Consider the following 25,471-nt stretch of genomic DNA (forward strand, 5'->3'; position numbering starts at 1 on the left):
AAGCTTGGCTGGTGTTCATTCCTCACAAATTACAGAAAAGCAACACCTTAACGGCAGTGTTACCGCAAAGAGAAACTAAGCTAGATAAACGTATGACGATAAAATTCAGTGATGTGTTAGATCTATTTGAATTGGTGAATTTTGGTTCTCCATACGATCATGAAGGATACATCTGTAAGTCGTCCGGCAAAACTTACTTTTATTCAGCGTTCGGAGATAACGAAGAAGAGCTTCCTGACGATATTAATGAAGAAAAATATTTGATGATCCCTCATAAAAGTGAGTTAAATCTTGGCAGAGATCTGGTCTTTGATTTTGCACTGGAATATTTACCATCAGAATATGAAAATATCCGTTCGATTTTCCGCTCTAAAGGCGCTTACGCTAGGTTTAAGTCACTGCTAGAGGCTTCAGGAAAAGTTGAGCAGTGGTATAAATATGAAACAGAGCGCACGGAAAAAGCGTTACGCGATTGGTGCTCAATACAAGATGTTGAAATTAGCGGCTAACAAGCGGTGAGTAGAGTGAATGCCTAAAATTTAGCTGATGTTCGATCCTCACACAGTACCCCAAGTATTATCAACCACTCATATAGCGATTTAGAGGCCAATCGGAGGCTAGTTTGAAGTTTTACGTATTATTACTTTTACTTTTTTGTGTAAGCAGCGCAAAAGCTAATGATTCAAAATTCAATGTAACGCCTATAGCTGAAAACGTATATCAACATATTTCCTTTCTTGAAATAGAACCTTGGGGCCTTATAGGGGCTTCTGGACTTGTATTGGTTGAAGGCGAAGATGCATACCTCATCGATACACCATGGACTAACCAAGATACTCAAAAACTCATAGCATGGGTAAAATCTAAAGGGTTAAATATTAAAGGTGCGATTGTGACTCATTTCCATCAGGATGCTAGCGGTGGATTGCTCGCACTGAATAATGCCAAGATAAAAACATATGCAACGTCGTTAACAAATAAACTACTTCGTGAACAGGGACGTGAAATTGCTAACAATGAGATAAATTCAGTCACATTTGAGTTTGCTGAAAGCGCTTTAGAGACTTTTTATCCCGGTGCAGGCCACAGTCGCGACAATATCGTAATCTGGCTCCCAAAACAAAGCATACTATTTGGCGGCTGCTTCGTGAAAAGTCTAACAAGTAAAAGTTTAGGTAATATTGCAGATGCATCAGTCAACGAGTGGCCCAATTCAATACACAAAATTTTAAATAAGTACCCGACTATTCAATGGGTGGTGCCTGGCCATGGCAAAGTCGGCGGGGTTGAGTTGTTAGAGCACACCGAGCAGCTTGTCATTGATAAAATTGGCCGCTAGTAATTGTGGTCCTGGCTTTTAGGTTAAACCACGATAATACTCACTAGCTTTGTTGGCGTGAGTTAATCTCTTTATATTTTTCTAATAATTGTTGTAACACATACCTTGCAAGTGATTTTCATTTGAACCAAGTCGCTAATTTCATCGTAATAAGCGTATTTAAAAAAAGAGGTTGTGAAGCATGGAACTGACGTCGGAAATAGAGTCAAGGATCATAGAAATGGCATGGGAAGACCGCACGCCATTTGAGGCGATAGAATTACAATTTGGTTTGAATGAGCCCAACGTTATTCAGTTTATGCGCAGACGACTAAAACCAAGTAGTTTTAAATTGTGGCGCACACGAGTGTCGGGTCGTAAAACAAAGCACAAGCGACTGCGAAGTTCAGCTATAACCCGAGGTTATTGTCCAACCCAGTATAAGCGACGTTAGCTGATACCAGTTAACAACGTATTTCAGTGCAGCTTGCTCCCTCGTTGTTTTTTCCAAAAAGGTGTTATAGTTTGGTGATGCCGTCGTATTGCTGGCACCTCAGAACGACCCGATTGTTACATACATGGAAAGCTATAATGACAATTTTTAAATCAAAACAAGATGCATGGTTAATCGCCGTAGTTTATACAAGCAGTTTTATTTGCTTTATCGCCAGTGGCTATGTGTTAGCGCAAGGCCTGTCTATTACAAATATTATCATTGCCGCTGTTACCGCGCTTGTTGGCGGCGTATTCCCGATTTGGCTCATTGTATCGCTGAAATATGTAGTTGATGAAAAATTGCTAAAGATTATTTGCGGCCCATTTAAATGGCATATTGAACTATCTGCAATTAATTCGGTAGTGCCTTCGTCTGACTTAGTTTCCAGCCCCGCCCTATCTCTAGATAGGCTATTAATTAACTATGGCTTTGGCAAAACAGTGCTAGTTTCGCCAAAAGATAAAAAAGGCTTTATTGGCGCAATAGGTTTAAATAAAGTATAAGTGATTGAACTGCTAGCGATTGGCTTAGCTCAGCCCTACTTTGCTAGCCAGTTAAGTCAAACTTTTTCAGCCTTTTAACAAGGGCGTAACGGCCGAAGGGATTGCACGGATGAACTCACCTACAAAGCTTATTACACCAGAAAACGCGATACATAAGCCGTCTCCTCTTGCATTTTTGTTAGACTTAGTTATCTATATTTCGATAATGTTTCTCGTCAGGGAGATATACTTTTCACAGTTTAACTTTATCACCAATGGCCTTTTTTGGTCCTTTGTTATGTTGCTTACGGCAACGATTTTAATGCGCTTGCGAAATGTTTCTTGGAAAGAAATAGGTTTATTCAAGCCGAGCAATGTAAAAAAATCATTATTGGCAACTATTTTTATTTTTGCCTTCACAATTATTTCAATATTAATTTTTCAAACCTTAAAAGATCAATTAGGCCTGCAACTTTCTCCTGATATGTCGAATGAAACAGCAGTATCTAAATTTGGTGATTTGTCAGGGAATTGGAAATTATTTTTCACCATAATGCCATTTATTTGGTTGCAGTCTGCACTAGAAGAAATACTAGATAGAGGGTTTCTGATCAACTGGATTGAAAAAGCACTCTCTAGCACTTGGTTTGCAACAATTTTTGCTGTTTTGGCTCAGGCCCTAATTTTTGGGTTTAGGCATTCTTATGATATATCAGAACGCTCAATAACTGTTGCAATTATTGGTCTCGCTATGGGCATAGGTTATGTCGCGTTTGGCAGGAACTTATGGCCACTTATTTTTGTCCATTGCCTACTTAATACAATGTCTATGTTAGACCGAGTTTAAGCAAGACAGCTAAAAACCAATGACATTGCTTCGAAATGTTACGCTTCTTTAGTGTCGTGTAATTGTAGGTATGATCTGCTCATTGTCTATTATATGCTTGCTATTTCAAATCGTAATTTTAGCGAGTTGTTGGTTATTTTATAAAATGAACGCCCGCATAAGTGGCTTAAAGGTTGGTGGTACATTGTCAATTAATGGCAGGCATCGATTACCAATTAAAAGTTAATAAATAACAACATGACATGGAGTTAACGTGGTATTTAACAAATCATTCTTATCTGGGGTAGTTTTTGGTTTTATAATTGCAACATGCTTACGGCTCACTCTGCAATGCACTGCTAGCAGCGATGATGAACAATCACGTTTAGGTGACACAGTCTCAGTTCAGCGCGATGATATTGATTTGCAACATAGCTACGTTAATAAAGATATTGCTCCTCCCTCCTTCGAACGAGAAACAGCAACTAACAAGCCTGAAAATCAATTAAATCAAACACACGAAAGCGCAATAGCTGTAGATCACCCAAAGCAATTAGCAAATCAGGGATTTACCCCAATAGATGAACAAGTTGTCGATGATGAGTGGGCGCCAGCGTTCACCAACCAATTACTTGATACTTTTCAATTGTCTGATGAATTATATGCTTTGGGGATAGTCACAGCTATTGAATGTAAAACAACCTTATGTGAAATCGAATTTGACCTAAACACTCATGAGGACGAAAATGTGGTTTTCAAAATTAGAGAGGCATTTAGCCAAACAGCGCTGAAACAGCACGGCTTAGTTTTTGAATTTTTAGCGAGTGAGAATAGCGTTAAAATTTTAGTCGGCAGACATAACGATAGCTTTGAAGGCATCTACCAATAAGGCATAGCAAGCACTAAGTCACACATTGTAAATTAAAGGCTTTATTAATCAGATTATCTGATAGCCAATTAAAACGCCTAGTACATATTGCACTTATCATTATTAAAAACAATTTTTGTGTCTATAATTTAGACGAACATTGTTTTAAATAAAAATGGAGTTAATAAACGCGTATGGATACACAAGTTAAAATAATTGAAGCCCTTGCTAATGGTGTTAATCCACTAACTGGCGAAATACTACCCAATGAGTCGCTTTACAATAGTCCTGATGTTATCAGAGCGCTATTCACCGCTTTAGAGCACGTAAAAAAACCAGCGAAACGACGACCGCGAACAAAAAAGTCAATTGAGGATAAACAAGCAGAAAATCAATCGCTTGGCCTGCCAAAAAACGCTGGTTTACCGTGGTCTGAACAGCAGAGAAACGAGTTGGCAGAGCAGTTTAAAGGTGGTGAGAATGTTTCTGAACTAGCTAGTGTGTTTGAACGCACAAACGGCGCCATTACCGCGGAGTTAAAGAAGCAAGGCCTCATTGACTACTAGTTTTACCATCAGATAAAAAAGCAAAACTAGGTAACCCCTTTGTTTATCAATGGTTACTTGGTTTTCGCTCTTAAGCTGTTATTAAAGTGAGGTATTGATGAGATGTTGAGTAATCTTCAATTCGATTAGGCCTCAGTAGTCGTCTTGTTTTTAATGTTACATTGGTTGATATTCCCTTTTAGTATCAAAGGGTAATGCAATGTTCCATCACAATGTCGGTTATGTTAGATTTAAGTCGTTGTTAGCGGTATCAAGGAAAGAGATGAAACTTTATATTGCATTAGTCATTGTCGCAGCATTACTCAATGGCTGTGTCGTCGCCCCGATAACCGACAAAGCCCACAGCAGTAAGTGCATGATTTCAACCGATAGAAAGGTGTTGAAGATCATTGATGTTGCCAAAGAGTCCAATACCTTTTATTCGATCAGTGGGCTTATTATCTCCCCTATTCTGGTACCAACAACCGCGATCATCTCAGGAACGTACGTTTTAGTAAACAATACATACCGTCTTGGTGAAGAAACCATTAAATGTCGCAGTGAAGCCTAAATAAAGGTCAAAGACAAGGCTTAGGTAAGTAACACTATAACTGCGCTAGCTTGCATGAGATCCCCTGCAATAACATCAGGGGATGACACGTATTTTACGTCAAGTGCAGGGTGACAGTTACTAACTTAAACTATCGCGCTAAGTTTTGAGCGTGAAAGCGCAGATGATCTTCAATAAAGCTCGAAATAAAGTAATAACTGTGATCATAGCCAGGTTGCATTCTTATTTGCATGGCTAGATCAAATTGTTGAGCCAATGATACAATCGTCGGCGTTTGTAGCTGCTCAGTAAGAAACTGATCGGCATCGCCTTGATCAATCAAAGTAGGCACAATCCGTTTATTTGCTTTGAGCAATTCACAGCTATCATATTGTCGCCAATCTTGCTCATGTTCACCTAAATAAGCGGTAAACGCTTTTCTGCCCCAAGGGCAGTTTTCCGGGTTTACGATAGGGCTAAACGCCGAAATAGACTGATAAGCGTCGCTATTTCGCAAACCAATCATCAGTGCACCATGGCCACCCATACTATGGCCTGAGATTGATTTTTTCTGGGTTACCGGAAAGTGTTGCTCAATAATTGAAGGTAGCTCTTGGGTAATGTAATCGTACATCTGAAAGTGCTCGGCCCATGGCGCTTGTGTCGCATTAACATAAAAGCCCGCACCTTGCCCCAAATCGTAATTATCATCATCTGGTACGCCCTCACCTCGTGGGCTAGTGTCAGGCGCAACAATTGCGATACCAAGCTCTGCTGCAACGCGAAATGCCCCGGCTTTTTGCATGAAGTTTTCATCGCTGCAGGTTAAACCTGATAACCAGTATAAAACGGGCACTTTTTCACCTGCCAAAGCTTTCGGCGGTAAGTAGATAGCAAAACGCATCTGGCATTTATTACTAGCTGATTGATGGCGATATTGCTGATGTATGCCACCAAATGCTTTATTTTCACTTAATTTTTCTAACATTTTCTTTTACTTGTTCATGTGAATAACACTGCGGATACTCTTACCTTCATGCATTAAATCGAAGGCTTGATTGATTTCATCTAGTGCCATGGTATGGGTAATGAATTCTTGTAAACCAAATTCACCGGCTAAGTATTGTTCAACAATTGCGGGGAGCTCTGAGCGCCCTTTTACACCGCCAAATGCAGTGCCGCGCCATACCCGCCCAGTTACCAACTGAAATGGCCTGGTCGATATTTCCTGACCAGCACCTGCAACACCAATGATCACAGATTCGCCCCAACCTTTGTGGCAACACTCGAGCGCTTGCCTCATCACATTAACGTTACCGATACATTCAAATGAGTAATCAACACCACCGTCGGTAATATCAACAATGTGCTCTTGAATAGGTTTTTCTACTTTTTGTGGGTTAATCACATCGGTTGCGCCTAATTGCTTGGCTAAATCAAATTTAGCTTCATTGATATCGATACCGATAATTCGGCCAGCGCCCGCCATTCGCGCACCAATAATTGCCGATAACCCGATCCCGCCAAGACCAAAAATTGCAACGGTATCGCCCTTTTGCACTTTCGCGGTATTGAGCACTGCGCCCATGCCTGTTGTTACACCACAACCGAGCAAACAAACTTCCTCTAATGGTGCCTGCTTATTCACTTTAGCTAACGATATTTCGGGCAGCACGGTATATTCAGAAAAGGTTGAGCAGCCCATATAGTGATAAATCGTTTCACCATTGATTGAAAACCTTGATGTGCCATCAGGCATTAAACCTTTGCCTTGTGTTTCTCGAACCGCTTGACACAAATTGGTTTTGCCCGATTTGCAGAATTTACATTCGCCACACTCTGCGGTGTATAACGGGATAACGTGATCACCAACAGCGACACTTGTTACACCTTCGCCAACCATTTCAACGATACCGCCACCTTCGTGGCCCAATATCGATGGGAAAATCCCTTCAGGATCTTCACCTGATAGCGTGAATGCATCAGTGTGACAAACCCCTGTAGCGATAATGCGAATGAGCACCTCACCTTTTTTGGGCAGCTCTACGTCAACTTCTTCTACTTTTAATGGCTCACCAGCAGCCCATGCGACTGCGGCTTTCGATTTGATATATTTTTGTCCAGGGTTTAATTGAAGTGTCATGTTTGTTTCGTCTTATGGATTTGTAATTTATTGATTATACGAGAAGTTTACATTTTCGTATCACAATAATGTAGGGGAAATTTTTTAATAAGTTAAGACGAATAAGCAGGATAAGGCAAGCAGGTTGCGAAAGTAGATGTTATTTAACCAAAGCACTGGTTACATAGTAAGAAAAGATGGGCGCTGATGAATATCAACACCCAACAAATAGGATTATAAGCTTTTGACGATGTTGCGGATTAAATCAGGCCCTTCGTAAATAAAACCGGTATATAACTGCACTAATGAAGCGCCGGCTTCAATTTTTGCTTTAGCGTCTTCAACACTGTGAATACCACCAACACCAATAATTGGCATTTTACCATCAAGTGCTTTCGCTAACACGCGGATGACTTCGGTACTTTTTTCGGTTACTGGCTTACCGCTCAGGCCGCCAGCCTCATTACCATGAGCTAAGTGTTCAACCTTATCTCTATCTAGCGTGGTATTGGTTGCGATCACACCGTCAATGTTATTAGCAAGCAAACATTGCGCAATCGATTCAATTTCTTCTACGGTTAAATCTGGCGCAATTTTTACCGCAACAGGTACATATTTACCGTACTGCTCTGCCAGTTTCGCCTGCTCAGCTTTAATTTCAGCTAATAATTCATTTAACGCATCACCATATTGCAGTGAACGCAAGCCCGGCGTGTTTGGCGATGAAATATTAATCGCGATGTAGCTAGCAACATCGTATACCTTGCGCATACAAAAGATGTAATCGTCTTTAGCATTTTCCTCTGGCGTCACTTTGTTTTTACCAATGTTAATGCCGACAACACCATCAAAGTTGGCTTTGCGAACTTGTTCAACGAGGTAATCCACGCCTTTGTTGTTAAAGCCCATGCGATTAATAATAGCATTGGCTTCTGGCAAGCGGAAAATACGGAGTTTTTCGTTACCCGGTTGAGGTTTTGGTGTCACTGTACCAACTTCAACAAAGCCAAAGCCCATACCTGTAAACGCGTTAATACACTCGCCGTTTTTATCTAAACCCGCTGCTAAACCGACAGGGTTAGGAAATTTAATACCCATTACTTCAACTTCTTTGTTCGGCACGCGTGACTTATACAACCAACTTAGTGGCGCTTGCCCCATATGTTTTAACGAGCCAATGGTGAAATCGTGAATTTTTTCAGGATCAAATTGAAAAAGAACTTTGCGAATTAATGGATACAAGGTCAACTCCGGCTTTTACAGTCAATTTTTACAGTTAATGGTGAAAAGGATAAAAAAATCCCCGCGTTTTACGGCGGGGATAATAACATTTATTTGCTAGGATCGCAGTGTAAACTTAGTAACATTAATTCCCTTAATGCGACCGAGAATTTAGCAAATTCGTGGGTCTGACTCGTTCTGAAGTCAGATAAAATGTGCTGCCAGCGCTCAAGTGGCTGTTGAGATTGCTCAAACCATAAATCTAACATTTTGTCAGTAGATTGTTCTGATTTGTAATTTTTCAATACCACAGAGGTCAATGAGCGTTGCTGCCAGTCGAGCTCTTCTCTAAATGACGCTCTTGCTAACGCTTGCCAATGGTTAGTGACGGGCTGACGGGTGATCTGATCTAAGAACCAGTGTAACGACAATCTATCACCTAATTGGAAGTATAGTTGTGCTACTTGATCAACGTCACAGCTTTCCATTTGCGAAATTTCAGCAATATCCATCACTGAGAAGATCGTGCTTAGCTGAGAAATACGCTTGGCGATTTCTTTTGGCGCGCCGGCATTCGCTAAATCAGTTTCAACTTTTGTTAAGCCGGCTAATTCGTCACTCGCCAAATACTTATCTAAGTTTTGCGTCATTATCGCAAACGTAGGTTTGAAGAACGCAATGGTTTGCTCAATTGACAACGACTTGTTGCGATGACGCAAGAACCAGCGGGTGGCACGGCGAACATTACGACGCAATTGGAATAACATTTCCGTTTGAACTGCCGTAGTAAGCTTATTATCTAAGTCTGAAATCGCTTGCCAGGTTTGTGGCATTTCAAAAATTTCACTTGCTATTGCATAACTGATTGCCACTTCTGCAACTGTTGCACCGGTCTCTTCCATCATGCGGTTAACGAAGTTAAAGCCCATGTCATTGCCAATATTATTAGCTAAACGCGTTGCAATAATTTCTGCACGTAGCGGGTGATCTTGCATTTGCGCGGCGTACTTCTTCTGCAGTTGCTCAGGGAAAGCTTCAATTAATAAGCTTTGGAAGTACGGGTTGTCGGTGATTTCATTGCAAACCAACTGCTCTTTTAACACCATCTTGTTATAAGCAAGTAACACTGATAATTCTGGACGTGTTAAGCCTTTGTTTTGCGCTAAACGCTCAGCAATTTCATCGTCACTTGGGATGAATTCTAGCGCTCTGTCGAGCTTACCTGTGCGCTCCATTTCTTGAATAAAGCGGGTTTGCTCTTTCAACTGGCTTGCACCGCGCAACTCAGTAATTGAAATTGAATGAGTTTGACGGTAACAGTCGTGTAATACGATGTCTGATACTTCATCGGTCATATCGTACAATAGCTTATTGCGCTGCTTCACGGTTAAATCGCCGTTTTGTACTAAGCCGTTAAGTAAAATCTTGATGTTTACTTCGTTGTCAGAACAATCTACACCACCTACGTTATCAACCGAGTCGGTGTTCATGCGGCCGCCCTTCAAGGTGTATTCAATACGACCTAATTGGGTTAAACCCAAGTTACCACCTTCACCAACGATTTTCGCACGTAATTCTTTACCATTGATACGCAATGAGTCATTGGCTCTGTCACCAACTTCTAAATGACTTTCTTTAGAGCCTTTAACGTAAGTACCGATACCGCCGTTCCAAATTAAATCAACTTTGGTCTTTAACAACTCTTTAATCAGTTCATTTGGCGCTAATGATTGCTTTTGCGTGCCTAACATTTTCTTGATTTGCGGTGTCAATTTAATTGATTTCGCCGCACGAGAGAAAATACCACCACCCTCAGAAATGAGGTCTTTGTTGTAATCTTCCCATGAGCAACCCGGTAGATTAAACAAACGCTCGCGCTCTTTCCACGATGAAGCGGCATCAGGATTCGGATCAATAAAAATGTGTAAGTGGTTAAACGCCGCCTGCAAGCGAATGTGTTTTGATAACAACATACCGTTACCAAATACATCACCTGCCATATCACCGATACCTATACAGGTGAAATCTGTCGTTTGACAATCAATATCCATTTCGCGGAAATGACGTTTAACAGATTCCCAAGCACCTTTAGCCGTAATACCCATGCCTTTGTGGTCGTAACCGACTGAGCCACCTGAGGCAAACGCATCGCCCATCCAGAAATTGTATTCTTCTGAAATACCATTAGCGATGTCAGAGAATGTTGCTGTACCTTTGTCGGCTGCAACAACTAAGTACGGATCATCTTCGTCGTGGCGCACGACATTTTGTGGTGGTACTAATTCACCGGCAACAATGTTATCTGTGATATCTAATAAACCGCGGATAAATGTACGGTAGCATTCTTTACCCGCCTCAAAGATTTCTTCACGGGTACCGTGCTCAGGTAATTGTTTACACACAAAGCCACCTTTAGCACCAACCGGCACGATTACCGTATTCTTAACTTGTTGTGCTTTTACTAGGCCTAAAACTTCAGTACGGAAATCTTCACGACGATCTGACCAACGCAGGCCACCACGAGCAACTTTACCACCGCGCAAGTGAACACCTTCAACTTGAGGTGAGTAAACAAAGATTTCAAAGGCAGGAATCGGCTGCGGCATCTCGGTAATGCGTTTTGGTACGATTTTAAATGAAATATACGGCTTAAACGCTTCTACCTCACCTTTTTGGAAGTAGTTGGTACGAATGGTCGCATTAATCATTTCGGCAAATCGGCGAATAATACGATCATCGTCAAGGTTAGCGACTTTATCTAACGACTCTTCAATTTCTGCTTCAACTTTGGCAATCGTTTTTTCCGACTGCTTGCCTTTCGGATCGAAGCGCAAGTTAAATAATTTAATTAATAACTCAGCTAAATTCGGGTAACGTGAAAAGGTATCTTCAATGTAGTTTTGGCTGAAAGTACCACCAATTTGACGCTCGTACTTAGCATAAGCACGTAAAATGGATACTTCACGACCTTCAAGACCAGCACCTAGAATTAAACGATTAAAGCCGTCATCTTCTAACACACCGCGCCATACTTTAGCGAAGGCATCTTGGAATAACTGCTGTACCTTAGCTAGGCTAAATGTGCCCTCGCCCGTTAAGATCATTGAGAAATCTAAGATCCAGTACATTTCACCTTTTGCCGAACGAACTGCATAAGGACTTTCGCCAATAACGCGCAAACCAAAGTTTTCTAACATAGGTAAGACGTCTGATAAATGCAGTGGCTCACCGGTGTGGAATAGTTTTAATTTAACGAAACGGCTACCCGCTTTTTCTTCTTGCGGTTGGTAAAACAGCATTTCAAGCTGATTGTCTTCTGATATCGCTTCAAGTTTGGCGATATCAACAATCGCAGAACCTGGTAGTACTTCGTCTTTGTAGGCTTGTGGAAAACTTGCATATTTCGCCATCAAACTTTTCGCTTTTGATTCACCTTGGTTAGACGTTAATGCATCAGCTAATTTGTCGTCCCAACTTCTCGCGGCTTGGTTTAGGTTTTTTTCTATTTCTTTCACATTAATATCTGCTTTAGTTGAGTCAACACGAACAATGTAATGAGTACGGGCTTGAACGGATTCAGAGAAGTAAGTGTTGAACTCGACTTCTTTGGTACTACCAAAAGCTTCTTGTAAAAGCTTTTGCGTTTCGATACGCAATTTCGTGTTATAGCGCTCACGCGGCACATAAACCATACAAGAGTAGAAACGGTCAAAGGCATCACGACGAACAAATAAACCAGAATAGTCGCGTTCTTGCATCCGCAAAATACCCAAGACATTATTGAGTAATTCTTCAGTGCGAGATTGAAGGATCTCATCGCGAGGGTAAGTTTCTAAGATATTAATTAGGGTTTTAAACGAGTGTGAACCTGGCGCAAAACCTGAAGCTTTACAAACGCTGTTCACTTTGTCTGAAATTAACGGTAAATCTACGGCGCTACTCGTATAGTAGGCAGAGCCAAATAGGCCGATAAAACGCTCTTCACCAACCACTTTGCCGTTTTTGTCAAAGCGTTTGATCCCGATGTAATCAAGGTGTGCTGGACGATGCACACGAGAGCGAGAATTGGTTTTGGTTAAAATTAGTGCGTTATCGCCTAAGGCAATTTCTCGCGCCGTCGCACTTAATGTCGACAGTAATCGCTTATCTGTGCCTTTTGAGTTTTTCATTAAACCTAAGCTAGATTTAACATTGGCGGTCAGTGCTAAATCACCTTTTAAAGTTTCAACATCGTATGAGCGGTAGCCCATTAAGGTGAAATTATTATTGGCAATCCACTTTAAAAATTTGAGCGCTTCTTCTTTGTTACTCTTATCACCTGGTACATTTGACTTACCAAAGTCTTCAATCACTTCGTTTAAACGCGTGAGCATTGGCTGCCAGTCGTTTACGGTTAACGAAATATCGCTAACAACCGACTCTAGTTCCGCTTTTAGTGAAGCGAGTTTCTTTTCACTGGTGATGCGGTCAATCTCAATAAAGAATACCGTTTCATTGACGGCGCCTTTGGCGTTGTTTTCACTGGCATTGGCGATTTGAGTTACATTATTACTTTTATCTCTAACCACCTGAATTGGGCAGTTAAGCATTAAATGTGGACTTAACCCTTGTCGATTTAACGCGATGCGCACTGAATCAACAAGAAATGGCATATCATCGACAATCACTTCAATAATGGTGTGGCTTGATTTCCAACCATTTTGTGAAACTTCTGGATTAAAAACCTTGATCAGCGCATTGCCGTGTTTAAATTCATTCAATGAATTCCACAAACTTAAGGTTGCGCCGTACATATCGCTTTCGTTGCGATTGGTAAGGTCTGATGATGAGATATTGCCGTAAAGAATTTCTGCAAACTTTTCGACTAGTGGGGCCGTTTCTTTAGAAACTTTTTGTTGTATTAATTGTGATACGTTTTTCAGTATTACTGATGGTAGACCGTCTACTAACGCCATGCCGTTTTCCTTATGTGAAAAAACGATTATTTATTATTTGATACTGACTTTTAATCAAAGCAGTTGAACTGTCTATTAGGATAGACTATTTCCGAGATTTTATTAGCTATTTTAAGGTTTTGCGAGTGTTTTTTTATAGATTAGACCACTGATATTAGCGGCTGTAACAAGATTTTGTGAATATATTCATTAGTTATAAATAGAAAATGGCCTTTCGGCCATTTTCTTGATTAATTATTCAATAATACGTTACCAAATAATTTTATTTGTGGTGCTTATCTTCTCGCCATAATACTGAAGCGAGTGCTGGTAACACCACAATCGCCGCTAGCATGTTAACCAAGAACATAAAGGTCATTAAAATCCCCATATCGACTTGGAATTTCAGATCAGAGAAGAACCAAGTTGAAACCCCGATAGCCAGTGTAATACCTGTAATAAGTACAGCACTACCGCGCTCTGTTAAGGCAGCTAAATAAGCTTGGTAAACCGTATCACCACTGCGCAAGCGCGCTGCCATGGTTGATAAAATATAAATACCGTAATCGACACCGATACCAACACCTAGCGCAATAACTGGTAGGGTTGATACCGTTAGGCCAATATTTAATTCGGTCATTAACCATTGTGCTAGTGTTGAAACCACATATAACGGCAAGACCACCGAAATTGTCGCTCGCAAGCTTCTAAAGCTAATTAAACAAAGCACAATTACCGCGGCATAAACATATAACATCATAGGTAATTGAGCGGCTTCGACGGCTTCATTAGTTGCCGCCATTACACCAACAGGGCCTGAGGCTAACTTAAACTGCAATTGCTCATTATTGAGCTCACTCGCGTAAAGTTTAACTTTATCAACCACGCGGTTAATGGTTTCAGCCTTGTGATCTTCTAAGAATAAAATCACTGGCATTACGCTACAGTTTCTATCGAGTAAACCACTTGAGGTTGGCACGCGAGAAATTGATTGCACCAACGACTGTTGGTTGCGTGATAAACTGCGCCATTTCGGATTACCTTCGTTGTAGCCCGCATTTACGATTTTCGCAACACTTGCCAAGCTAATCGCTGAATCTACGCCCGGTACATTTTCCATCTTCCATTGGAATTCATCCATTACCGCAAGTGTTTCGTGTGAGGTACATGCATCTGGATAGGCTTCAACAATCACCGAAATGTAGTCAACGGTAATGGCGTATTTGTCGGTGATCAAAAAAGTATCTTGGTTATAGCGAGAATCTTCATGAAGCGCCGGTGCACCCGCGTGCAGTTCGCCAATTTTCATTTGTTGTGAGAAATGCAAGCCAACAACAAACAACAAGGCCGTCACGGCTAAAATAATTCGCGCTGCTTTTGGCGTGGCAAAAACAGCTAACTTTTGCCAGATTTCGTTATTATTCGTTTTCGCAATTTGTTCATCGCTGTCTTTGTGTAACTTCATGTATGAAATCAACACAGGTAACAAAATCAGGTTGGTTAAAATAATCATAGCCACGCCCAATGATGCGGTAATAGCAAGCTCTCGGATCACACCGATATCGATAGCTAACAGTGTTAAGAAACCCACGGTATCTGATAGCAACGCCACCATCCCCGGTACGAGCAATGTTCTAAAACTAAACTGCGCTGACTCTTTGGCACTGTAGCCTTGGTTAACGAGTTTCTTCACTGAGTTGATCATCTGTACCGCATGGCTCACACCAATCGCGAAGACCAAGAATGGTACCAAAATCGACATCGGATCTAAGCCAAAACCAATCACCGTTAACATGCCCATTTGCCATACAACAGTGACCAATGAACAGAATATCGGTAAAATCGTTAGCTTGAATGATTTACAAAAGAAAAACACCATTAGCGCGGTGATTGCAATAGCGACACCAAAGAAAGCGACCACCCCTTTTGCACCAAGTGCAACGTCGCCGACCATTTTGGCAAAGCCAATAATATGGATACTAATATTGCCCTGCTCATACTTACCGCGAATTTGCTCTTCTAACTGGTTGGCTAAGTTGATGGTATCAAGTTTTTCGCCGGTATTAGGGTCAATATCTAGCAATGAAGTTTGTACCATTGCACAGGTGTAGTCATCTGATACCGTGCGTCCAACAATACCTGCTTTTTCAATATTCGCTTTAACGATCGCTAAACCGTTGGCATCAGGTTTAAAGTTTGCTGGGATCACTGGCCCACCGGCAAAACCATCTTCAACCACTTCGACAAATCGCGTACTTGGTGAATATAAAGACTTCACTTGAATGCGATCGACACCAGGTATGAAGAACAATTGGTCGTGAACACCTTTAAGTGAACTGAAGAACTCTTCAGTAAAAATATCACCCTCTGTATTACATACTGAAATCAACACGTTATTTGCGCCACCAAAATTTTCTTGGTGTTTCAAATACGTTTTCATATAGCTGTGATTTAACGGAATATTTTTGATAAATGACGCATCAAGGCGGATTTGACTTGCTTGATACGCTAAAAAGACGGTTGACACCAAAAACAGAAATAACACCGTTAAGCGGTGTCGGAAAATGCCAACTTCTATACGATTAATAAAAGACTCAGAATTCATAAGACTACTTCAACGTTGTAATTGTTTTAATACCAACATCAGAGACGACAATAAGTTTTCCTTGGAAAACTGCACCAGCGATCAATGCCTTGCCGTCTGCTTGGGGATATTGGGTGAATGTTTGGCCATCGTCATCGCTAGCCAATAACATGCCTGCGTTACCAAGCACATAAAGAAGATTGGTGTCTGTTAAGACAATTGAATTAAGTAAGGCTTTTGTGCCTGTATCAGCGCGCTCCCAAGGCGTGCCGTTGCGCAGGCTTCTAAACGCATTACCGCGCAAGCCAACCACCAGTAAATTGCCTTTGCGAGTGCGTGCTAAATCAAAAAACGAGCCTTGATAAATATCGTCGAATTGCTCCCATGACTCACCAAAATCATTACTTTTGGCAATAAGGCCTATTTCACCCACCATATACAACGTGCGACCATCGCGAGTAACGCGATTAAAGTGCGGCAATATACTGCTGCGCTCATCTAAATATGCTTCTTCATCGTCTTTTTTAAGTTCATTGAGGTAATCAATGTCATCTTGGAATAAGAAGCTTTCATGAAATTGATTTTGCCATGTCTCACCACCATCACTGGTTCGATAAAACATGCCATAAGCCCCTATCGCGATACCATTTTTATCGTCTTTAAATACAACATCTAATAAAGGTTTTTCTAACTCAGGCAAGTATTGTTGGATAGACCATGTGCTACCACCATCACTTGAATGTAAGATTGTCGCATCGTGACCAACGGCCCAGCCTTTCATACTGTTAACAAAAAACACGGCAGTTAATGTCGAGGTTACTGGCACACTGGCCTGTTGCCATTGCTGACCATCACTAGACACTAAGATATGACCGTACTCACCAACAGCAACTAATCGTTCGTTATTTACTGAGGTGATATCGAGTAATAGGGATTTATTTGCCAAAGGCGCTTGCCATGAAGGAGAAGGAGTTTGGTCGGCAAGAACAACGAAACTCAACACACTAAAAACTAAAGCCAACAATTGCTTCATTGGTAATACTCTCAAATTAATACAAAAAACGGCTGTTTATACAGCCGTTTTTAACTAACGATAACAGCCGTGCTTAACGACGTCCCTCACGACGCAATGCCGCAGGTGTAAATGATTTTTCATCTAAAGTAGCTGAGAAATCATACATCTTAGCTTGGTTATCTAAACCAATGGCAATATAACGACGTGATTGAAGATCATGGAATACTTCAAGCGTAGACCATTGCGCCGGTAATTCATAATAGTTCAAGCCATGGGCAACACCAACACGGTATAATTGATCACGGTTATCGTAAATATCGGTTACCGCAATTTGCCAGCTATCTTCATCGATAAAGAATACGCGCTTCTTGTAGATATGACGGGTATCGCCTTTTAGGTTAGCTTCAACAACCCAAACACGGTGTTTTTCATAACGAACATGCTCAGGGTTGATATGACCTGGCTTAATAATGTCGCTATAAGCTAACTTGTCGCTGTGTAAACGGTAATCGTTATATGGAATTAATAACTCTTGTTTACCTTTTAATGTCCAGTTGTAGCGATCTGGTGCGCCGTTATACATATCAAAGTCATCAGTGGTTCTCAAACCATCTGACGCTGTACCTGGTGCATCATAAGCAACATTTGGCGCACGACGAACGCGACGTTGACCTGTGTTGTATGTCCACGCTTGACGAGGCGTTTTAATTTGGTCCATTGTTTCATGAACTAGTAGTGCAGTACCCGCTAAACGCGCTGGTTCAGACACTTTTTGCTTGAACTTAAACAAGATATTTGACTCTTGTAATTGCTCAGGCTCCGCGCCTTTAACGTTATATGGCAAAATGAGTTCTTCTTCAAAACCAATGTATGTGAAGTCACCTCTTGCTGTTGGTGCCGCTTGACCACCTTGACGTGTAACACTCTCACCGCGATAACGCAAAATGTGGTTCCAGATTGCTTCTAAACCCGTTTGTGGTACCGGGAATGGCACACCAACTGCAGCTTGAGTAATACCATTACCACCTTCAATTAACTCTGAACGCGTTGCATTTTTGATGGTTGCGTCATACACGTGCTGTGGAAATGATGCACTACGACGCGTTTGATATACGTTCATTTTGAATGTATCAGGATACGTTTCAAATAATTTAATTTGACCTGGTGTTAAGAAGTCACGGTACTCTGACATATTTTGCGCTGTCACCGTGTACTGTACTTTGTCATCAGCAAAAGGGTCGATATGGTGTTGACCTGGGGTGTAACCAGCAGGTGCTGAAGTAATACCACCTGTCCACGCAGGGATCGAACCATCAGCGTTGGCCCCCTGAACAGCGCCCATTGGAGTGAGGCTTTTACCTAGCTTTGCCGCTTCATCTGCAGAAACTTTTGCCATTGCGCCTGTTGTAGCCAATGCACATGATACTGCTAACGACAATAATGTAATCTTTTTCATGTTAATTGCCTTAGATTGAATACTTGATGTTGAAAGAAACGTAATCGCGATCTTCCAGTTTGTTTGTTGTACCTACGCCATCAAAGAACGTATTGTAGGTAATGTCAGCAGCCCAGCGGCTTTGATAATCAAATGACACACCTAAAGATACCGATTTACGCTTCTCGATGAATAAGAACAATGGATCTGGTGTAATACCATCAACATCGTGTGAGAAAACAATGCGCGGTGACATGTTAATGCCAGCAAAGACATTGTTATAATCTAGCTTACCTAATAAACGGTAACCCCATGCAAAATCTGTTGGGAATGGGTTGGTTTCAACGCCATCTTGAATCGCAAGCTCTAAACCTTCTTTACCTTCAATACCACCGTTACGGGCAGTACCTGGGCCATTTAAACGAAGTTCGCTTTGCGCTGGCATATCGTTAATGTTAATACCACCAACCTCAAGTAAACCCGTTACTTGGCTAGCACCAAACATTGGGCCAAACAAGTGTGTAAAGGTCATTTGCGCTTGAATCGTGTCTGACAAAATATAACCGTCTGCACGTTCACCTTGACCGAACACAGGCATTTGTGAAATACCGTCTAAATCAGGGCGTAAACCAGCATTGGCTAATTGTTGCGGCATTGCAGCAAATAACAACTCAACGTCATCAATCTGTAGCGGCTCGTCTTGACGGAATGACACTTCACCAGCAACAGCCGTTGTACCTGCTGTTGTGTTAAAGCTCAATGCGTATAACTTGATATCTTCTACATAATCTAATTCTACTTTAGAGAACGATCTTAACATGTGATAGCTATCTTCAGTCACTGGACCGGCAGCTAGCATACCTAAGTCATGCTGAATTGCACCATCAGAAAAGTCAGCCGTAACACCAGAGAACACTGGACGACGACTGTGGTAATTCATGTAATACAAGCTTAATTCTGTATCGTTTAATTCCGGTAAGAACCAAGATAAACGCAAACCGTACTGGCCGCCGTCATCTGGTTCAACTTCGGCCAAGCTTCCAGGCGCTTTTAACGTTAACTTCGTTGGGTAAGCTAAGTACATAGCACCTGCTTGAGCTGGCGAAATTTGACCACTTCTCAATGCGCTACCTAAACCGTTCAAGCTCGCCATTAAGAAGTCTAGATCCATGTCTGGGTTACCAGAGAAGCCGAGTTGCACATTGTTATAATGACCACCGTCACCAGCGAAATCATTTGTTGAGAAATAAGTACCCGGTGCTGGTAGCACTGTTTTTTCCCAACGGTATTGATAGAAAGCTTCAATGTTGAAGTTTTCAGTTACACCTAATGATGCCCAAACCGCACCAAATGGAATAAACGCTTCTTTAAGTTCTGCACCTGGCGCGCGAAGACGAGCAATATCAACTGGGTTCAACTCACTAATACCGTGAGAAATTAAGGCACTTTCACCCCAGCTAATGACTTGGTCACCAATGCGAACAGACAGTGGCATTTCGCCAACATCAAGGTCGGCATAGAAGAAAGCATCTAACAAGCGAATATCTCGACAGACTTGGTCTTTTGCTTCGTCGTCTCGACAAACGTCGTTATTTTGTTGTGATGTTGGATTAACCCAAGGGCGCTCACTATCCATTAACTCGAAATCGTAGAAATACATGCCACGAGCAAAGAAACCAAAGTTGTCGTAACGAATATCTAATTCATGTGAGCCTTTGAATACAGAAGAAAATGCTTCGCCCGCGTCATAATTAAGGTTACCGTTGTCGCCGTTGTTTGAGTAGCCACCGGCACCTCGCCAGATATCGGCATTAATGGGTGTAGGGTTTGTTGCCGCGTTGTAATTACTAAAGTCAAAACCGTTGTGTAAATTGTTTGACTTACCAATGTTGTCGTTCCAGTTTCTGTTTTCAACACGCCAACTTTGACCGTAACTGAATGTTGAATCGAAACTGATATCAAAATTCCCTACTTGGAAATTTGCCGCTAAAGCATTATTAGCAGATAAAGCTAACATAGCTGCTGCTATGCCAAGCGCTACCGGCTTTTTATAAAACTTTGCGTGAGGGCTATGTTTCATTAATTCTCTCCCCAAATGCGAAACAATTTTTATTTTTTTATTTCCACGAGGTTGTGGATGAAACAATAATTACATCATTTTAACGAACTAGCAAGCGTTAAAATCAACGCTAAAGCCCACTATTTACAATGACTTTAGCTAGAGATCAAACCAGAAACAAGGCAGTGTTTAAAACACCTGTTTCAAACATAAGTTACTAAGATGTGAATTTTTCGACAAGCTATGCTTTAACTCTGTGGTTAGCGATTGTTGGTAGCAAATAACACAGTGTAACAGATTACTCACAAGATGGTCTGACCACTGTTTAAAGCAATAGCTCTAATCTATTTAATACGCGTTAAAGAAACAAACTTGCCATGCTCGGTTTTTAGGCAAAAAAAGCCGCGTACGCCGAGCGAGTCGACGTACTTGCGTAAACGCATAGCGGGAAATTCGACACGAATGCCGGTAGTAGTCGTTACAACCAAGCTTTGTACCCTACCCTGATAGTAGGGTAAAAAGTCTTGTGTTGACATGTTAAGTGAAAAGTAAAAGGTCTGGCTCATAAAAAACCATACAAGCTAACTAATCTAATGCAGCGTTAATTTTCTCGGTTAAATCTTTTGACAGATTATCTAAGCCTCTGACTTTAACTAATTGTGCTTTCATCATTGCTTGACGCTGCGGTTCAAACTGCTTGAACGCCAGCAGTGGCGTAATCAAACGGCTTGCGACTTGTGGGTTAATGGTATTAAGCTCAATTAATTGAGTCGTCAAGAACTCGTAGCCGCGACCCGATGCGCAATGAAAGTATTTAGGATTGTTCATCGAAAATGCGCCGAGTAATGAGCGTGCGCGATTAGGGTTAGTTAAACTAAAATCGCTGCGTTTAAGTAAATCAGCTAAATTTTCAAAGACCTGATCACCCTGTTGCATCGCTTGCAGTGAATACCACTTATCCATCACTAGGGTTGTATCAAACCATTTTTGTTCGAAATCAGACATCAGTTGACTTCGACAAGCCAGATCTTGATGGGTCACCGCATTAAGTGCCGCTAAATGTTCGGTCATATTCTGACCATCGTAATAATGCGCTTCAACGAGCGGTTGCGCTTGTGAGTGCAGCGCTAAATAACTTAAACATGTGCTGGCTAGTGCCCGCGTCTGCGCTGTTCTTGGCTCGGCTTGCTGACAACGTTGGTAACAAGTCGTTAAAGCTTCGTGTAATCCTGATGCCAAAAACTGTTTTAATATTTTTAACGCTGCAAGGATTTTTTCTGGCTCAATCACACTCATGTTATCAGCAACTTCACCAAAGCTCGGTAAAGTTAACTGCTCAGCTTTAAGTGCATCATCTAATTGCGGATTGTCTAATACCGCTTCGAACGTGTTAATCAGCTGTTCAGGCAATTGGTAATTCGGTGTTTCAATTAACCTAAAGATATAGCGCATAAATAACTTTTGTCCGGCATCCCACTGACAAAAGGTATTGTTAGCTTGCTTCATTATGGCAATCAATTCATCATCAGATTGGTCAAAAGTTACTTTTACCGGCGCACTAAAATCACCTAAAAAGGCCATTACCGGCTTAGTGGTAAAACCGTTAAATGTCCAAGACTGACTTTCCTGTGTTAACTCAAGCAAATGTGTTTGAGTTTTCCCTGTGTCGGTATCTAGCAACTCGATTTTTATTGGAATATGTAGGGCGAGTTTCTCCGGCTGCTGCTTGGTTGGCTCAGTTTTTTGTGCGACCTCGATAACATACTGTTGAGAACTTGCATCATAGCTTTCCTTAACCGTTAACATCGGTGTGCCTGATTGTGAGTACCAGCGCTTAAACAAGCTGAGATCTTTATTTGACGCGTCAGCCATGGCATTAACAAAGTCATCACAGGTAACGGCCATACCATCAAAACGCTCAAAGTAGAGATCCATACCTTTGCGAAAATTGTCTTGCCCTAACAAGGTGTGGATCATGCGAATGACTTCTGCGCCTTTTTCATACACAGTTAAGGTATAAAAGTTATTCATTTCCATCACTTTTTCAGGGCGAATAGGATGTGCCATTGGGCTTGCATCTTCAGCAAATTGATGGGCGCGTAATACCCGAACATTTTGAATTCGCGTTACTGCACCGCTGTGCATATCAGCACTAAATTGTTGATCGCGAAATACCGTTAAACCTTCTTTTAAACTCAGTTGAAACCAGTCGCGACATGTTACGCGATTACCCGTCCAGTTGTGGAAGTATTCATGAGCGATCACCGCTTCTACATTAAAGTAATCGGTATCGGTTGCCGTTTCTTCATTTGCCAGCACGTATTTCGAGTTAAAGACATTTAAGCCTTTGTTTTCCATCGCGCCCATATTAAAGAAATCGACAGCAACAATCATGTAAATATCGAGATCATAAGCAAGGCCAAACACTTCTTCATCCCACTGCATTGACTTTTTCAATGAATTCATCGCGTGGTGTGCTTTCGACAAGTTCCCCTTATCAACAAAAATCTCTAATGCAACATCTCGCCCCTGAATCGTTGTGTAACTGTCTCTAAGTAGATCAAAATCACCGGCAACTAAGGCAAATAAATAAGCGGGTTTGGGATAGGGATCATGCCAAGTAACGAAATGCTTACCGTTTGCTAATGTGCCTGATTCAATTTTATTGCCATTGGCCAGTAATTGTGGGTAAGTTGCTTGATCGGCGATTACCTTGGTAGTAAAAGTTGCCATCACGTCTGGTCTATCAAGGTAGTAGGTGATCCGTCTAAAGCCTTCAGCTTCACACTGAGTACAAAAAGCACCACCTGACTTGAACAAACCTTCAAGCGCTGTGTTATTAATCGGATCAATTTGAGTTTCAATTAATAACCGACTTTCTTTTTCGACAAGCGATAAAGTTAATGTACTGTCAGTGAGTTGGTATTGCGATGGGCTGAGTTGTTCCCCGTTTAGCTCCACCCGAATCAAGGTGAGATGTTCACCATCTAACACCAATTTAGTTTCACCTGATAACCGAGTGATCTGCATTTCATTAACCACACGGGTTTCGCTGTCTTCAAGCTCAAAGCTTAAATTAACGGTACTAATGTTAAATTGTGGTGCTTGATAATCTGATAAATAGCGCGTTGTTGAGTCAGTCATAGAAGTTCCGCTGAGCAAATAAAAGCCTGCATCACACAGGCTTGAATTTTTGAGAGTTTTAGCCAATAAAACGTAGCTAATGAATAATTATTTATTTAGCAGTTTTATTGAGTTTTTACTAATTTTTTAATTTGAAAGCCAATGAAACCATAAACCACGGCTAAGATTGGGTTAATGATGTTAAAGAAACAATAGAAAATATAATCCAATGGGTTAACCATTAGCACACTGTACATATAAGCACCACATGTATTCCATGGGATAAGTGGTGAAGTGATAGTACCAGAGTCTTCTAATGTCCGGCTAAGCACTACGGGATCTAAACCTCTGCGTTCATATTCTTCTTTATACATCCTACCTGGCATGACAATCGCCATATATTGGTCAGCGGTAATAAGGTTTGTACTGATACACGTTGCGACAGTTGATGCGATCAAACTGCCAGTTGACTTAGCTGTTTTCAAAATAGCGTTAACAAATACCTTTAACATGCCTAAGTGTTCAAGTACCGCACCAAAACTCAAGGCACACATAATCAGCCACGTCGTGTTAAGCATACTCGACATGCCGCCACCGCTTAATAGGTCATTAAGCTCACTGTTACCGGTTTCGATGGAGACACCGTCAAAAAATGCCGTCCATACCACGCGTATATTTGCTTCAGATTGGCTAAAGCCCTCGCCTGCGAGTCGCTCGATGAGCTCTGGCTGAAAAATTACCGCCCAAATCGCACCGATAATTGCACCAATAGATACTGCGATAAACGCTGGCGCTTTTCTAATCGCAAGCACCAACAAAACAACTAATGGGATCAAGTTAAAAATACTTAAATTAAATTGCGCAGCCAATTGTTCATTTAACGAATCAATCGCTTCAGTTGACGCTGTAGTCGACTCGGTAAAGCCTAAGATGGTAAACAGCACAAGCGCGGTTGAAATAGAGGGTACGGTTGTCCACAACATGTAGCGAATATGAGCAAAAAGTTCACTACCTGCAATCGCTGGTGCTAAGTTAGTTGTTTCAGATAACGGCGAAATTTTATCGCCAAAATAAGCGCCTGAAATAACGGCACCAGCGGTGATCGCCGGTGATAATTCCAGCCCTTGAGAAATACCGAGTAAGGCGACACCTATGGTTGCAGCCGTTGTCCACGAGCTGCCAATACTCATCGCGACAATACCACAGATAATACATGATGCTGCATAAAACCATGATGGATTAAGTATCTGTAAACCATAGTAAATCATGGTCGGGACGGTACCCGAAAGCAACCAAGTACCAATAAGCGCACCAACTGATAATAAAATCAAAATGGCGCCAAGTGACAACGATATACCGTTAACTATCGCTTTTTCTATCTCAGCCCAAGAAAAGCCGTTTTTTATCCCGATAACAACCGCAATCCCCATAGCAACAAGTAGCGCGATTTGGTTTGGACCATAAGACGAGTTGTCACCAAATAGTGTTACCGCCCCTGCAAGCATAATAACAAGCGCAATAACGGGTATCGCCGAATCAAACATACTTGGCGTGCGTGGTGATGAATCTACTGACATGTGAAATTTAAAACCTATTATTTTTTAATATTTATTGTTATACCAATTGAAATTAATATTTGACCAACTCAGAGCTGCGTCAGGGAAGTTAGAATAAAGGAAATTTATACAGATGTAGTCATTCTCCATCAAATAAATTTGCGAAATTATCACTTTTCTGACGAGCTCCCAAGGGCGAGTTTAAAAGACTTTTATGCTTCGTTACTGATTTTGATAAGGGAATAACCATTATCGGCAATCAAAGCCTTGCCTAAAAGCCTTTTAAATCTCGCTGAGTGATCAAATATTTAATTCACTTGGTATTATGACAAGTAAA

General features: G+C 41.3%; 19 protein-coding genes. 8 read left to right on the forward strand and 11 right to left on the reverse strand.

Going from position 1 to position 25,471, the window contains the following annotated elements; all coding sequences use genetic code 11:
* Positions 1-11 precede the first annotated feature (11 nt).
* The 8 genes from LP316_RS11770 (at position 12) to LP316_RS11805 (ending at position 5,106) form a co-directional block, all read left to right on the forward strand.
* Positions 12-509 (forward strand): UPF0158 family protein, encoded by a 498-nt coding sequence (locus LP316_RS11770; protein ID WP_226960735.1) that lies wholly within the window; start codon positions 12-14, stop codon positions 507-509.
* Between the two features lie 113 nt (positions 510-622).
* The gene (gene bla / locus LP316_RS11775) at positions 623-1,339 is read left to right on the forward strand and encodes a subclass B1 metallo-beta-lactamase (protein ID WP_193021354.1); all 717 of its coding nucleotides are present in this window, start codon (positions 623-625) and stop codon (positions 1,337-1,339) included.
* A gap of 181 nt (positions 1,340-1,520) precedes the next feature.
* The gene (locus LP316_RS11780) at positions 1,521-1,772 is read left to right on the forward strand and encodes a TIGR03643 family protein (protein WP_193021355.1); all 252 of its coding nucleotides are present in this window, start codon (positions 1,521-1,523) and stop codon (positions 1,770-1,772) included.
* A gap of 137 nt (positions 1,773-1,909) precedes the next feature.
* Positions 1,910-2,317: a PH domain-containing protein gene (locus tag LP316_RS11785; protein WP_193021356.1), complete on the forward strand. Its 408-nt coding sequence runs from the start codon at positions 1,910-1,912 to the stop codon at positions 2,315-2,317.
* Between the two features lie 109 nt (positions 2,318-2,426).
* Positions 2,427-3,143, forward strand: coding sequence for a CPBP family intramembrane glutamic endopeptidase (locus tag LP316_RS11790; RefSeq protein WP_193021357.1), 717 nt, complete (start codon positions 2,427-2,429; stop codon positions 3,141-3,143).
* A gap of 253 nt (positions 3,144-3,396) precedes the next feature.
* Positions 3,397-4,011, forward strand: coding sequence for a hypothetical protein (locus tag LP316_RS11795; RefSeq protein WP_193021358.1), 615 nt, complete (start codon positions 3,397-3,399; stop codon positions 4,009-4,011).
* A gap of 173 nt (positions 4,012-4,184) precedes the next feature.
* Positions 4,185-4,556 carry a hypothetical protein gene (locus LP316_RS11800; RefSeq protein WP_193021359.1) on the forward strand — a complete coding sequence of 124 codons (372 nt, stop codon included), beginning with the start codon at positions 4,185-4,187 and terminating at the stop codon, positions 4,554-4,556.
* A gap of 262 nt (positions 4,557-4,818) precedes the next feature.
* Positions 4,819-5,106, forward strand: coding sequence for a hypothetical protein (locus tag LP316_RS11805; protein WP_193021360.1), 288 nt, complete (start codon positions 4,819-4,821; stop codon positions 5,104-5,106).
* 130 nt (positions 5,107-5,236) lie between these two features.
* Here the strand turns inward: LP316_RS11805 and fghA are convergent, their stop codons facing one another.
* From fghA to nhaC, 11 genes are all read right to left on the reverse strand, one after another.
* Complete coding sequence (gene fghA / locus LP316_RS11810; protein ID WP_193021361.1) at positions 5,237-6,073, reverse strand: S-formylglutathione hydrolase; 837 nt, start codon at positions 6,071-6,073, stop codon at positions 5,237-5,239.
* A 6-nt stretch (positions 6,074-6,079) separates the two neighbouring features.
* Positions 6,080-7,228: an S-(hydroxymethyl)glutathione dehydrogenase/class III alcohol dehydrogenase gene (locus LP316_RS11815; RefSeq protein WP_193021362.1), complete on the reverse strand. Its 1,149-nt coding sequence runs from the start codon at positions 7,226-7,228 to the stop codon at positions 6,080-6,082.
* Between the two features lie 213 nt (positions 7,229-7,441).
* Complete coding sequence (gene pyrD, locus LP316_RS11820; RefSeq protein ID WP_193021363.1) at positions 7,442-8,449, reverse strand: quinone-dependent dihydroorotate dehydrogenase; 1,008 nt, start codon at positions 8,447-8,449, stop codon at positions 7,442-7,444.
* 89 nt (positions 8,450-8,538) lie between these two features.
* The gene (locus tag LP316_RS11825; RefSeq protein ID WP_193021364.1) at positions 8,539-13,383 is read right to left on the reverse strand and encodes an NAD-glutamate dehydrogenase; all 4,845 of its coding nucleotides are present in this window, start codon (positions 13,381-13,383) and stop codon (positions 8,539-8,541) included.
* 262 nt (positions 13,384-13,645) lie between these two features.
* Positions 13,646-15,967, reverse strand: a complete 2,322-nt coding sequence (locus LP316_RS11830) for an efflux RND transporter permease subunit (protein ID WP_193021365.1) — start codon at positions 15,965-15,967, stop codon at positions 13,646-13,648.
* 4 nt (positions 15,968-15,971) lie between these two features.
* Positions 15,972-16,979 (reverse strand): WD40/YVTN/BNR-like repeat-containing protein, encoded by a 1,008-nt coding sequence (locus LP316_RS11835; RefSeq protein ID WP_193021366.1) that lies wholly within the window; start codon positions 16,977-16,979, stop codon positions 15,972-15,974.
* Between the two features lie 73 nt (positions 16,980-17,052).
* Positions 17,053-18,417, reverse strand: a complete 1,365-nt coding sequence (locus tag LP316_RS11840; RefSeq protein ID WP_193021367.1) for a DUF1329 domain-containing protein — start codon at positions 18,415-18,417, stop codon at positions 17,053-17,055.
* A 10-nt stretch (positions 18,418-18,427) separates the two neighbouring features.
* On the reverse strand, positions 18,428-20,476 hold the full coding sequence (locus LP316_RS11845; protein ID WP_193021368.1) for a DUF1302 domain-containing protein: 2,049 nt from the start codon (positions 20,474-20,476) through the stop codon (positions 18,428-18,430).
* A 323-nt stretch (positions 20,477-20,799) separates the two neighbouring features.
* On the reverse strand, positions 20,800-21,021 hold the full coding sequence (locus tag LP316_RS11850; RefSeq protein ID WP_193021369.1) for a DUF2835 domain-containing protein: 222 nt from the start codon (positions 21,019-21,021) through the stop codon (positions 20,800-20,802).
* 19 nt (positions 21,022-21,040) lie between these two features.
* Positions 21,041-23,599, reverse strand: a complete 2,559-nt coding sequence (gene pepN / locus LP316_RS11855; RefSeq protein ID WP_193021370.1) for an aminopeptidase N — start codon at positions 23,597-23,599, stop codon at positions 21,041-21,043.
* A gap of 104 nt (positions 23,600-23,703) precedes the next feature.
* Positions 23,704-25,155: a Na+/H+ antiporter NhaC gene (gene nhaC / locus LP316_RS11860; protein WP_193021371.1), complete on the reverse strand. Its 1,452-nt coding sequence runs from the start codon at positions 25,153-25,155 to the stop codon at positions 23,704-23,706.
* Positions 25,156-25,471: the final 316 nt, after the last annotated feature.

This window comes from Thalassotalea sp. LPB0316 (assembly GCF_014898095.1).
GTDB lineage: Bacteria > Pseudomonadota > Gammaproteobacteria > Enterobacterales > Alteromonadaceae > Thalassotalea_G.

What these genes read in the sequence shown, in the direction of transcription:
- LP316_RS11780 (WP_193021355.1), top strand. Translation starts at nt 1,521, where the DNA reads ATGGAACTGACGTCGGAAATAGAGTCAAGGATCATAGAAATGGCATGG.
- LP316_RS11785 (WP_193021356.1), top strand. Translation starts at nt 1,910, where the DNA reads ATGACAATTTTTAAATCAAAACAAGATGCATGGTTAATCGCCGTAGTT.
- LP316_RS11790 (WP_193021357.1), top strand. Translation starts at nt 2,427, where the DNA reads ATGAACTCACCTACAAAGCTTATTACACCAGAAAACGCGATACATAAG.
- LP316_RS11800 (WP_193021359.1), top strand. Translation starts at nt 4,185, where the DNA reads ATGGATACACAAGTTAAAATAATTGAAGCCCTTGCTAATGGTGTTAAT.
- LP316_RS11805 (WP_193021360.1), top strand. Translation starts at nt 4,819, where the DNA reads ATGAAACTTTATATTGCATTAGTCATTGTCGCAGCATTACTCAATGGC.
- fghA (WP_193021361.1), bottom strand. Translation starts at nt 6,073, where the DNA reads ATGTTAGAAAAATTAAGTGAAAATAAAGCATTTGGTGGCATACATCAG.
- LP316_RS11815 (WP_193021362.1), bottom strand. Translation starts at nt 7,228, where the DNA reads ATGACACTTCAATTAAACCCTGGACAAAAATATATCAAATCGAAAGCC.
- LP316_RS11825 (WP_193021364.1), bottom strand. Translation starts at nt 13,383, where the DNA reads ATGGCGTTAGTAGACGGTCTACCATCAGTAATACTGAAAAACGTATCA.
- LP316_RS11830 (WP_193021365.1), bottom strand. Translation starts at nt 15,967, where the DNA reads ATGAATTCTGAGTCTTTTATTAATCGTATAGAAGTTGGCATTTTCCGA.
- LP316_RS11835 (WP_193021366.1), bottom strand. Translation starts at nt 16,979, where the DNA reads ATGAAGCAATTGTTGGCTTTAGTTTTTAGTGTGTTGAGTTTCGTTGTT.
- LP316_RS11840 (WP_193021367.1), bottom strand. Translation starts at nt 18,417, where the DNA reads ATGAAAAAGATTACATTATTGTCGTTAGCAGTATCATGTGCATTGGCT.
- LP316_RS11845 (WP_193021368.1), bottom strand. Translation starts at nt 20,476, where the DNA reads ATGAAACATAGCCCTCACGCAAAGTTTTATAAAAAGCCGGTAGCGCTT.
- LP316_RS11850 (WP_193021369.1), bottom strand. Translation starts at nt 21,021, where the DNA reads ATGAGCCAGACCTTTTACTTTTCACTTAACATGTCAACACAAGACTTT.
- pepN (WP_193021370.1), bottom strand. Translation starts at nt 23,599, where the DNA reads ATGACTGACTCAACAACGCGCTATTTATCAGATTATCAAGCACCACAA.
- nhaC (WP_193021371.1), bottom strand. Translation starts at nt 25,155, where the DNA reads ATGTCAGTAGATTCATCACCACGCACGCCAAGTATGTTTGATTCGGCG.